1 protein-coding gene is annotated in these 12,870 nt (G+C 64.0%); it reads left to right on the top strand.

The features are described 5' to 3' along the window. On the top strand, nt 1-12,870 hold a 12,870-nt coding region (locus tag AACY31_RS27665; protein WP_339505483.1), incomplete at both ends, for a non-ribosomal peptide synthetase.

Below are 12,870 nucleotides of genomic sequence, written 5' to 3' on the forward strand. Positions count from 1 at the left end.
TGTATCGCACTGGCGACCTGGGCCGCTACCTGCCGGACGGCAACATCGAATACCTGGGCCGCAACGACGACCAGGTGAAGATCCGTGGTTTCCGCATCGAACTGGGCGAGATCGAAGCCAAGCTCGCCCGCCACGAAGCGCTGAAAGAAACTGTGGTCCTGGCCCGTGAAGACATACCGGGCGACAAGCGCCTGGTGGCCTATTTCACCCAACACTCACTGGACACAGCAGTAGCAATCGAAGCCCTGCGCGCGCACCTGCAAGCGCAACTGCCGGATTACATGGTGCCCGCCGCCTACGTACGCCTCGATGCGCTGCCGCTGACCCCCAACGGCAAGCTCGACCGCAAGGCCCTGCCGGCACCGGAGCTGGATGCCGTCATCTCCCGTGGCTACGAAGCCCCGCAAGGTGAGGTCGAAACCACCCTGGCGCAGCTCTGGCAAGACTTGCTCAAGGTCGAACGCGTCGGCCGCCACGATCATTTCTTCGAACTGGGCGGGCATTCGCTGCTGGCCGTCAGCCTGATTGGCCGGATGCGCCAGCTCGGCTTGTCGGCGGACGTGCGGGTGCTGTTCAGCCAGCCAACCCTCGCCGCGCTGGCCGCCGCAGTCGGCAGTGGCGGCGAGGTCGTGGTACCGGACAACGGCATCTTGCTGGGCTGTACCCGGATCACGCCGTCGATGCTGCCCTTGGTGGCGCTGGACCAGTTGGACATCGATCGCATCGTGGAAACGGTGCCGGGCGGTGCGCGCAACGTGCAGGATATTTACCCGTTGGCGCCGTTGCAGGAGGGCATTCTCTATCACCACATCGCCGCGCACACGGGCGATCCCTATGTGTTGCAGGCCACGTTCATCGTCGCGGACCGCGAGCGGCTGGAGGCGTTTGCCCTAGCCCTGCAAGGCGTCATCGATCGCCATGACATCCTGCGCACCTCGGTGGTCTGGGAAGGCCTGGATGAGCCGGTGCAAGTGGTCTGGCGCAAGGCGCAACTAGCGGTGGAAGAGCTGGTGCTGAGCGCCGAAGCAGGCGATATCGCCGAACAGTTGCGCGAGCGATTCGACACATTGCATTACCGCCTGGACATGCAACAGGCACCGTTGATGCGCATCGCATATGCCCACGATCCGGCGAATCAGCGCTGGGTGGCGATGCTGCTGTTTCATCACATGGCCCTCGATCACACGGCGCTGGAAGTGGTGCAACACGAGATGCAAGCGCATCTGCTGGGCCAGGCCGAGCAGTTGGGCGAAGCGGTGCCGTTCCGCAATTACGTGGCCCAGGCCCGCTTGGGCGTGAGCCGCGCGGAGCACGAAGGGTTCTTCAGTGACATGTTGAGTGATGTCGACGAACCGACATTGCCGTTCGGTCTGCTGGACGTCCGTGGCGATGGCAGCGATATCGAGGAGGCCGGACTGAGCCTGCCTGCCGACCTGAGCCGCCGTTTGCGGGCCCAGGCCCGGCAGTTGGGCGTGAGCGCCGCGAGCCTGCATCACTTGGCCTGGGCGCAGGTGCTGGGGCAAGTGTCCGACAAGCAGGACGTGGTGTTCGGCACCGTGCTGATGGGGCGGATGCAGGGCGGTGATGGCGCCGACCGGGCCCTGGGCATGTTCATCAATACCTTGCCGTTGCGGGTAGGGGTTGGAACCCAAGGCGTGCGTGACGGGGTGAAAGCCACCCACGCGCGCCTGACCGGTCTGTTGGGCCACGAACACGCTTCGTTGGCCCTGGCCCAGCGTTGCAGCGCCGTGGCCGCGCCGCTGCCGTTGTTCAGCGCCTTGCTCAATTACCGGCACAGCGCCGTCGGTGTTGCCTCGAGCGAAGCCTTGGCGGCCTGGGACGGCATCCAACTGCTGAGCAACGAAGAACGCACCAACTACCCGCTGACGTTGTCGGTGGACGACCTGGGCGAAGATTTCCGCCTATCCGCGCTGGCGGTGCCGCAGATTGGTGCGCAGCGGATATGTGTTTACATGGGCATTGCCCTGGAGCGCCTGGTGGATGCGCTGGAACAGGCACCGCAGACGCCGTTGAACAGCCTGTCGATCCTGCCGTCGGCCGAGCGTCGGCAATTGCTGGTGGATTTCAACGCCACCACCCGCAGCTATCCCCAGGACAGGACCGTCCATGGCCTGTTCGAAGCCCAGGCCAAGGAACGTCCGGAGGCAACGGCGGTTGTGCACAACGGGCATGGCCTGACGTACGCCGAGTTGAACCGCCGGGCCAATTGCCTGGCCCGCCATTTGATCGGACTGGGTGTGCAACCGGGTGATCGTGTAGCGATTGTGCTGGAACGCTCCATCGAGCTGCTGGTCAGCCAACTGGCGGTTCTCAAGTGCGCCGCAGTCTACGTGCCGCTGGACGTCAGCGCACCGCCGGAACGGCAGGCCTTCATGGTGCGCGACAGCGGTGTCCGGACGCTTCTGACACTGAGCACGATGACGGCACCAGAGGGGACGGCCCGTGTGGATCTGGACACCGTGGTCCTGGATAACGAGGCGGATCACGACCTGAGACTGATACAAAGCAGCGAATCGGTGGCCTACATCATGTACACCTCCGGTTCCACCGGTACGCCGAAAGGCGTGTTGGTGCCGCACCGGGCGGTCAACCGACTGGTGATCAACAACGGCTACGCCGATTTTAACGCCCAGGATCGGGTCGCCTTTGCCTCAAACCCGGCCTTCGACGCCAGCACTCTCGACGTCTGGGCACCGTTGCTCAATGGCGGTTGCGTGGTAGTGGTCGATCAGGACGTGCTGCTGACGCAAGAACGTTTTGCGGCCTTGCTGCAAGAGCAATCGGTCAGCGTGTTGTGGATGACCGCCGGGCTGTTCCACCAATACGCCGCCGGGCTGATGCCGGTGTTCGCCCAACTGCGCTACCTGATCGTCGGCGGCGATGTGCTCGACCCGGCGGTGATCGGTCGCGTTCTGAAGGAAGGCGCGCCGGCTCACTTGCTCAACGGCTACGGCCCAACCGAGGCCACCACCTTCACCACCACCTACGAAATCAAGCAGGTGGGCGAGGGCGGTATCCCGATTGGTCGTCCGATTGGCAACACCCGCGTCTATGTGCTGGATGCCAACCAGCAACCCGTCCTCATCGGCGTGGCCGGCGAGTTGTACATCGGTGGCGACGGCGTGGCTAAAGGCTATTTGAATCGCCCTGAGCTGACCGCCGAGAAGTTCGTCACCGACCCGTTCAGTGCCGATCCAGATGCCTTGCTCTACCGCACTGGCGACCTGGCCCGCTGGCGCGCGGATGGCGCGGTGGATTACCTGGGCCGTAACGACGACCAAGTGAAGATCCGTGGGTTCCGTATCGAATTGGGCGAGATCGAAGCCCGCTTGGGCCAATGCCCAGGCGTGAAAGACGCGGTCGTGCTGGCGCGGCAAGACGATGCCGGTCCCAAGCGCCTGGTAGGTTATGTGATTGCCGAACCGGGCGTGACCTTGTCGGTACGTGAATTGCGCGAGCAGTTGTCGAGCGTGCTGGCCGACTACATGCTGCCCAGCGCCTTCATGGTGCTGCCAGCCTTCCCGCTGACCGCCAACGGCAAGCTGGATCGCCGTGAGCTCCCGGCGCCGGATGCCGAGGCCTATGCCTCTCGCGAATATGAAGCACCACAAGGCGAAGTCGAACAGACCCTGGCGCGAATCTGGGCAGATGTGCTCAAGGTCGAGCAGGTGGGTCGTCACGATCACTTCTTCGAACTGGGCGGCCATTCGCTGCTGGCGGTGACGCTGATCGAACGCATGCGCCAGGCTGGCTTGAGCGCCGACGTGCGCGTGCTGTTCAGCCAACCGACCCTGGTCGCACTGGCCGCAGCGATTGGCAGCGGCAGGGAAGTGAGTGCCCCAGCGAACTTGATTCCCTTGGATTGCGACCGCATCACCCCCGAACTGTTGCCGCTGGTCAACCTGTCCCAGGACACCCTCGACCAGATCGTCGCCACGGTGCCAGGCGGCGCACGCAACGTGCAGGATATCTACCCCCTGGCACCGTTGCAGGAAGGGATTCTGTATCACCACTTGGCCGCCGAACAGGGCGACCCCTACGTGCTGCAAACCCAGTTCGCCTTCGACAACCGGGAACGCCTCGACGCGTTCATCGGCGCGCTGCAAGTGGTGATCGATCGCCACGACATCTTGCGCACCAGTGTGGTCTGGGAAGGGTTGGATGAGCCGGTGCAGGTGGTCTGGCGCCAAGTGGTGCTGGAGCCGCAGTGCATTGTTGCCGATACCACGGCTGGCGACGTTGTCACGCAACTGGCCAGCCGTTTTGATGCGCGGCACAGTCGCCTGGATTTGGGCCGGGCGCCGCTGTTGCACCTGGCTTACGCACGGGATGAGGCCCAGGATCGCTGGGTCGCGATTTTGTTGTTCCATCACCTGGCCCTGGACCACACCGCCCTGGACGTGATGCAGCACGAGATGCAACTGCACCTGCTGGGCGAGGACGGCCAGTTGGGCGAAGCGATGCCTTATCGCAACTACGTGGCCCAGGCCCGCCTGGGGGCGAGCGAAGAGGAACACGAAGCATTTTTCCGCGACATGCTCGGCGATATCGACGAGCCGACACTGCCCTTTGGTTTGCAGGACGTGCAGGGTGAGGGGCACGGCATTGATGAAGTTCGCCAGTCGGTGGACCTGACGTTGTCCGGGCGCCTGCGGACACAGGCACGCCACCTGGGAGTGAGTGCCGCCAGCCTGGTGCACCTGGCCTGGGCCCAGGTGTTGGGCAAGGTATCCGGCAAGCAGGAGGTGGTGTTCGGTACGGTCCTGTTAGGTCGGATGCAGGGCGGCGACGGCGCCGACCGTGCCTTGGGCATGTTCATCAACACCCTGCCGTTGCGGGTGGACGTGGGCGCCCAGGATGTGCGCAGCGGCGTCAAGGCCACTCACGGGCGACTGACTGCGTTGCTGGGCCACGAACATGCGTCGCTGGCACTGGCGCAACGCTGCAGTGGCGTGGTCGCGCCGACGCCGCTGTTCAGCGCCTTGCTCAATTACCGTCACAGTGCGGTCCAGGTGACTCAGGACGCCTTGTCGGCGTGGAGCGGGATCAACGCGCTGCGTGGTAATGAGCGGACCAACTATCCGTTGACCCTCAATGTCGATGACCTGGGTGACGGCTTCTTCCTCACCGCGATGGTCGATACGGCCATCGGTGCGCAGCGTATTTGCGATTACATGCAGGTGGCTTTGGAAAACCTGGTCGTGGCCTTGGAGCAGGCACCGCAAACCCCGTTGCACGCCTTGGCGATCCTGCCATCGGCCGAGCGTCGGCAATTGCTGGAAACTTGGAACGCCACCGACGCCACGTATGCCGACGATACCCTGATCCATCGGCAAGTCGAGGGCTGGGCCGCGTCTCAACCCGACGCCGTGGCCGTCGTGCATGAAGACCAGGCATTGACCTACGGCGAACTCAATGCCCGCGCCAACCGACTTGCCCACAGCCTGGTGGCCGAGGGTGTTCGTCCGGACGACCGAGTGGCAATTTGTGTCGAGCGTGGTCTGGACATGATCGTTGGCCTGCTGGGCATCCTCAAGGCCGGTGCGGGCTATGTACCGCTGGACCCGGATTATCCACCCGAGCGCATCGCCTACATGCTGGATGACAGCAGTCCCGTGGCGATGGTGACCCAGTCGCAATGGCGCGACAGCCTGCCGGTATTGGCGGTGCCCACCTTGGTGCTCGACCCGACCGACGCCGGCGAAATGAGCCAGCAGCCGCGGCACAATCCCGACGTGGCGGGCCTGAATGCCAGCCACCTGGCCTACGTGATCTACACCTCCGGCTCCACCGGCCTGCCCAAGGGCGTGATGGTCGAACACCGCAACGTCGCGCGGCTGTTTTCGGCGACCCAACCGTGGTTCGAGTTTGGCCCGCAGGACGTGTGGGCGCTGTTCCATTCCTTTGCCTTCGACTTCTCGGTCTGGGAAATCTGGGGTGCCTTGACCCACGGCAGTCGCTTGCTGGTGGTGCCACAGCTGGTCAGCCGTTCACCGCAGTACTGCTACGCGTTGTTGTGCGACGCTGGCGTCACCATTCTCAACCAGACACCGAGCGCTTTCCGCCAACTGATTGCGGCCCAGGGTGAAAGCGACCTGAACCACAGCCTGCGCAAGGTGATCTTCGGTGGCGAAGCCCTGGAAACCGGCATTCTCAAGCCGTGGTATGCCCGCCAGGCCAATGCCCGGACGCAACTGGTGAACATGTACGGCATCACCGAAACGACGGTGCATGTGACCTATCGTCCGCTTGAAGCGGCCGACGCGCAGTTGGCCGGTGTCAGCCCGATTGGCAAGCGCATTCCCGACCTGCAACTGTACGTACTCGATACTCAGCGCGAGCCTGTACCGGTAGGGGTGGTGGGGGAGATGTACGTGGGTGGCGCAGGTGTCAGTCGCGGTTACTTGAACCGTGACGAGTTGACCGCCGAGCGTTTCCTCGCCAACCCGTTCAACCCCGAGCCGGACGCGCGGATGTACAAGACCGGTGACCTGGGTCGCTGGTTGGCGGACGGCAGTATCGAATATCTGGGGCGCAACGACGACCAGGTAAAAATCCGCGGTTTCCGTATCGAATTGGGCGAGATTGAAGCCAAGCTGGCCGCGTGCAACGGTGTGCGAGAAGCCGTGGTGGTGGCGCGCCAGGATACGTCGGGCGATCAGCGCCTGGTGGCCTATGTGATTGCCGAGGAGGGCGAGCCGCCGTCCGCGGCCGAACTGCGCGATGAACTGCTCGGTTCGCTGGCCGAATACATGGTACCCAGCGCATTCGTGATGTTGACGGTGTTCCCGTTGACCACCAACGGCAAGCTGGACCGCAAGGCCTTGCCGGTGCCGGACCAGTCGTCGGTAGTGACCCGTGAATACGAAGCCCCTCAGGGCGAGGTTGAGATCGCTATTGCCGCTATCTGGCAAGACCTGCTGCACGTGGAACGGGTCGGCCGCCACGATCATTTCTTTGAAATGGGCGGTCATTCGTTGCTGGCAGTGAAATTGATCGAGCGCATGCGCCAGATCGACCTCGCCGCCGACGTACGCGTGCTGTTCGGCCAGCCGACGCTGGCGGCGCTGGCCAGTGCGGTGGGCGGCAGCCAGGAAGTCCAGGTGCCGGCCAACCGTATCCCGGACGATTGTGCGCGGATCACGCCAGACCTTTTGCCCCTGGCCACGTTGAGCCAGGACGAGATCGACCGCGTCGTGGCGACAGTGCCGGGTGGCGTGGGCAATGTGCAGGACATCTATGCCCTGGCGCCGCTGCAGGAGGGGATCTTGTATCACCACCTTGCGGCCGCCAAAGGCGACCCCTATCTGCAATACGTGCTTTTCGCTTTCGACAGCCGCGCCCACTTGAACCTTTTCGCCGAGGCTCTGCAAAGCGTGGTGTCCCGGCATGACATCCTGCGCACCGGGGTAGTCTGGGAAGGCTTGGAGGAACCGGTCCAGGTGGTCTGGCGCGAGGCGCAACTGGGCCTCGATGAAATCGCCTTGGACGCGGCAGCGGGGGATATCGCCGAGCAACTGCGCGAACACCTGGATCCGCGTCACCACCGCCTGGACATTCGCCAGGCGCCGATGATGCGGATCGGTTATGCCCAGGACGTGGCGAACAATCGCTGGGTCGGCATGCTGCTGTTCCACCACATGGTCGACGACGCGACCTCCCTGGGCATGCTCACCGCAGAAATAGGTGCGCACATGGCCGGGCGGGGGGAGCAATTGGCGGCATCGGTGCCGTATCGAAACTACGTGGCACAGGCGCGGCTGGGGGTTAGCCGCGAGGAGCACGAGGCCTTCTTCCACGAGATGCTGGGGGATGTGACCGAGCCGACGCTGCCCTTCGGCCTGCAGGACGTGCAAGGTGACGGGCACGGTATCGAGGAAGTCCGCCAACCGGTCGATGCCCGGCTGGGTGAGCGTCTGCGGATCCAGGCGCGTCAGCTCGGCGTCAGCGCGGCAAGCTTGTATCACCTGGCGTGGGCGCAGGTGCTGGGCAACGTCTCGGGCCAGGACGACGTGGTCTTCGGCACGGTGTTGCTGGGGCGCATGCAGGGTGGTGAAGGGGCCGACCGTGCGCTGGGGATGTTCATCAATACCTTGCCGCTGCGGGTGAGTCTGGGCGCACACGGTGTGCGCGCTGCCGTCAAGGCGACCCATGCGCGCTTGACCGCGTTGCTGGGGCACGAGCATGCCTCGCTGGTCCTGGCGCAACGCTGCAGTGGCGTAGCCGCGCCGGCGCCGCTGTTCAGCGCGCTGCTCAACTATCGCCACCTCGGTGCGCAGACGGCTTCCAGCGAGGCCATCGCCGCCTGGGACGGTATCCAGACTTTGGAAGGTGAAGAGCGCACCAACTATCCGCTGACGTTGTCGGTGGATGACTTGGGCGAGGGCTTCAACCTGACGGTCATGGCTCAGGCGCCGATTGGCGCCGAGCGTGTGTGCGGCTACGTGCAATGTGTCGTGGAAAACCTGGTGCAGGCGCTGGAACAGTCACCCTTGGCCCCATTGAGCGGGTTGAAGATGCTGCCAGCGGCCGAGCGCCGAGCATTGCTCGAAGCCTGGAATACAACAGAGGCGACCTATGCCCATGACGCGCTGATCCATCGCCAGTTCGAGGCCCAGGTCGCGACGCAACCCGACGCGGTGGCGGTGGTGTTCGAGGAGCAGGCACTGACTTACGGCGAACTCAACGCCCGGGCAAACCAGGTCGCTCATCGCCTGCTGGCACTGGGTATTCGTCCGGATGACCGGGTGGCGATCTGTGTCGAGCGCGGTCTGGACATGATCGTTGGCCTGCTGGGCATTCTGAAGTCCGGCGCTGGTTATGTGCCGGTGGACCCGGCCTATCCGGCGGAACGCATCGGCTACATGCTGCGTGACAGTACGCCGGTTGCGCTGTTGGCCCAAGCCGCTACGCAACCGTTGTTGGCTGGCGTCTCGGTGCCGGTGCTGCAACTCGATGACGGCGGCTGGCAGGACGAATCCGTCGCCAACCCGCAAGTGCCTGGCCTGACGTCGTCGCAGTTGGCCTACGTGATCTACACCTCGGGGTCCACCGGCCTGCCCAAAGGGGTGATGGTCGAACACCGCAACGTGGCACGGCTGTTTTCGGCGACCCAACCGTGGTTCGAGTTTGGTCCGCAAGACGTCTGGGCGCTGTTCCATTCCTTCGCGTTCGATTTCTCGGTCTGGGAAATCTGGGGCGCCTTGACCCACGGCGGTCGGCTGTTGGTGGTGCCGCAACTGGTCAGTCGCTCGCCGCAAGACTGTTATGCGTTGTTGTGCGAGGCCGGTGTGACCGTACTGAACCAGACGCCAAGCGCCTTCCGGCAGTTGATTGCGGCCCAGGGCGAAAGCGAACTGCGCCACAGCCTGCGCCAGGTGATCTTTGGCGGTGAAGCGCTGGAAACCGGGATGCTCAAGCCCTGGTATGCCCGTGTCGCCAATGCTGGGACGCAGTTGGTGAACATGTACGGCATCACCGAAACGACGGTGCACGTGACCTATCGTCCGCTTGAAACGGCCGATGCGCAGTTGACGGGAGTGAGCCCGATCGGCAAGCGCATTCCCGACCTGCAACTGTACGTGCTCGACGCCCGGCGCGAGCCGGTGCCGGTGGGGGTGGTGGGTGAGATGTACGTGGGCGGTGCGGGCGTGGCCCGGGGTTATCTGAACCGTCCGGAATTGACCCAGGAACGCTTTATCGACGATACCTTTAGCGGGCGTGAAGGGGCGCGCTTGTACCGGACCGGCGACCTCGGTCGTTGGTTGGCGGACGGCAGCATCGAATACCTGGGCCGCAATGACGACCAAGTGAAGATCCGTGGTTTCCGGATCGAGCTGGGCGAGATCGAAGCGACGCTGGCGGCCTGCGAGGGTATCCGCGAGGCCGTGGTCATCGCTCGTGAAGACGAACCGGGTGACAAGCGCCTGGTGGCCTATGTGATCGCTGCGCAAGGTGCGCAACCGTCAGCGATCGACCTGCGTACACAGTTGTTGCGGTCGCTGGCGGAGCACATGGTTCCCAGCGCCTTCGTGATCCTTGAAGCGTTCCCGTTGACCACTAACGGCAAACTCGATCGCAAGGCCTTGCCGGCGCCGGATCAGTCGGCCGTGATCAGCCGTGGATACGAAGCCCCGCAAGGCCAGGTCGAGACGGCCATCGCCCGCATTTGGCAGGACTTGCTCAAGCTCGAGCAGGTCGGCCGTCATGATAACTTCTTCGAGTTGGGTGGCCATTCGCTGCTGGCGGTGAAGCTGATCGAGCGCATGCGCCAGGTCGACCTGGCCGCCGATGTGCGGGTGCTGTTCGGTCAACCGACGCTGGCGGCCCTGGCGGCCGCGGTGGGTGGGCACACGGAAGTCGTGGTGCCGGACAATGCGATCCCGGACGGCTGCACGCGAATCACCCCGGACATGTTGCCCTTGGCCGATCTGGACCAGGACGCTATCGACCGGATAGTGGCCACCGTGCCGGGTGGCGTGGCGAATGTGCAGGACATCTATGCCCTGGCGCCGTTGCAGGAAGGGATTCTCTATCACCACCTCGCCGCGGAGCAGGGCGATCCCTACGTATTGCAGGTGCTGTTCGGCTTTGACAACCGCGAACGGCTGCAAGCCTTTGCCTACGCCTTGCAGTGCGTGGTGTCACGTAACGATATCCTGCGCACCAGCATGGTCTGGCAAGGCCTGGCGGCACCGGTGCAAGTGGTATGGCACCACGCGACCCTGGGCCTGGAAGAGGTCGAGGTGGACCCGGCGGGGGGCGATGTGGTGCAGCAGCTGCACGGACGATTCGATCCGCGGCATTACCGCCTCGACATCGCCCAGGCTCCGTTGATGCGCCTGGCCTATGCCCAGGACGTGGCGAATCAGCGCTGGGTTGGCATGCTGCTGTTCCATCACATGGCGTTGGACCACACGGCGCTTGAAGTCGTGGTGCATGAGATGCAAGCCAGTCTCTTGGACCAGGCGCACTTGCTGTCACCTGCCGTGCCGTATCGCAACCATGTGGCCCAGGCGCGTCTTGGGGTCAGTCGTGAGCAGCACGAAGGGTTTTTCCGCGAGATGCTTGGCGATATCGATGAGCCGACGCTGCCGTTCGGTCTACAGGATGTGCAGGGCGACGGCAGCGGCATCGAAGAAGCGCATCAGGACGTAGACGCCGCGCTGGCCCGGCGCCTGCGGACCCAGGCCCGTCAACTCGGCGTGAGCGCGGCAAGCCTGGTCCACCTGGCCTGGGGGCATGTGGTCGGGCGGGTTTCGGGCCGTGAAGAGGTGGTGTTCGGCACCGTGCTGATGGGGCGGATGCAGGGCGGCGACGGGGCCGATCGGGCCCTGGGCATGTTCATCAACACGCTGCCATTGCGCGTCAATGTCGGCGCCCAAGGCGCCCGCGCCGGTGTCAGGGCGACCCATGGCCGGTTGTCGGCCTTGCTCGGACACGAGCACGCGTCGCTGTCCCTGGCGCAGCGTTGCAGCGGCGTACCGGCCTCGCTGCCGTTGTTCAGCACGTTGTTGAACTATCGACACAGTGCCGCTGAAGCGGTGTCCGACACGGCCATCTCGGCATGGCACGGGATCCAGACCCTGAGCATGGAAGAGCGCACAAACTATCCGTTGTGCCTTAACGTGGACGATCTGGGCGAAGGTTTCCGGCTTACGGCCCAGGTCGTGAGCGCGGTGGGGGCCCAGCGTGTCTGCGGGTATATGCACTCGGCGCTGGACAGCCTGGTGGCGGCGTTGGAGCACACGCCAGACCTGGCGTTGCGGGAACTGTCGATCGTGCCGGCGGCGGAGCGCGAGCGGTTACTGGTGGACTTCAATGCCACCCAGGCCGAATACCCGCGGGAGCAGACCATCCACGGGTTGTTCGAGGATCAGGTGCAGCGCACGCCGGATGCCGTGGCGGTGCGTCACGGCCGACAACAGCTCAATTATCGCGAGCTCAACGGCCTCGCCAATCGCTTGGCCCATTACCTGCGCAAGCAGGGCGTGCAGCCCGATTCGCGGGTGGCGATCTGTGTCGAGCGCGGCATCGACATGGTTGTTGGCTTGCTGGCGATCCTCAAGGCCGGCGGCGGTTATGTGCCACTGGACCCGGCGTATCCGTTGGATCGGATTGCCTACATGCTGCAAGACAGTGCCCCGGCGGCGATCCTGGTTCAAGGCAGCACCCGCCATCTGTCGGGCGAGACGTCGGTGCCAGTGATCGACCTCGACAAGGGCGTCTGGCAGGACGAGGTGGCGCCCAATCCGCAGGTTCCAGGCCTGGTCTCGTCGCACCTGGCTTACGTGATCTACACCTCGGGTTCGACCGGCCAGCCTAAAGGCGTGATGATCGAACACCGCAACACGGTGAACTTCCTGACTTGGGCGCATCGTTCTTTCGATTGGCAGACCTTGGCTAAAACCCTGTTCTCCACTTCGCTGAACTTCGACCTGGCCGTCTACGAATGCTTCGCGCCGCTGACGTCTGGCGGCAGCATCGAAGTGGTCACTAATGTGCTGGAACTGCAGCAGGGCGAGCACGACATCACCTTGATCAACACCGTACCGTCGGCGCTCAAGGCGCTGCTGGAATCGGGCGGGTTGGGCGAGGGCGTCGACACGGTGAACGTCGCCGGTGAAGCCTTGAAGCGCAGCTTGGTGGAAGCGTTGTTCGAACAGACCCAGGTCAAGCGCCTGTGCAACCTCTACGGCCCTTCGGAAACCACGACGTATTCGAGTTGGGTGTCGATGGCCCGTGAGGATGGTTTTGCCGCGCACATTGGTAAACCGGTGGCGAATACCCAGTTCTATCTGTTGGATGAGTACAAACAACCGGTGCCACTGGGCGTTCCGGGCGAAATTT

It is taken from the genome of Pseudomonas sp. RL_105y_Pfl2_101 (genome assembly GCF_963970585.1).
Lineage (GTDB): Bacteria > Pseudomonadota > Gammaproteobacteria > Pseudomonadales > Pseudomonadaceae > Aquipseudomonas.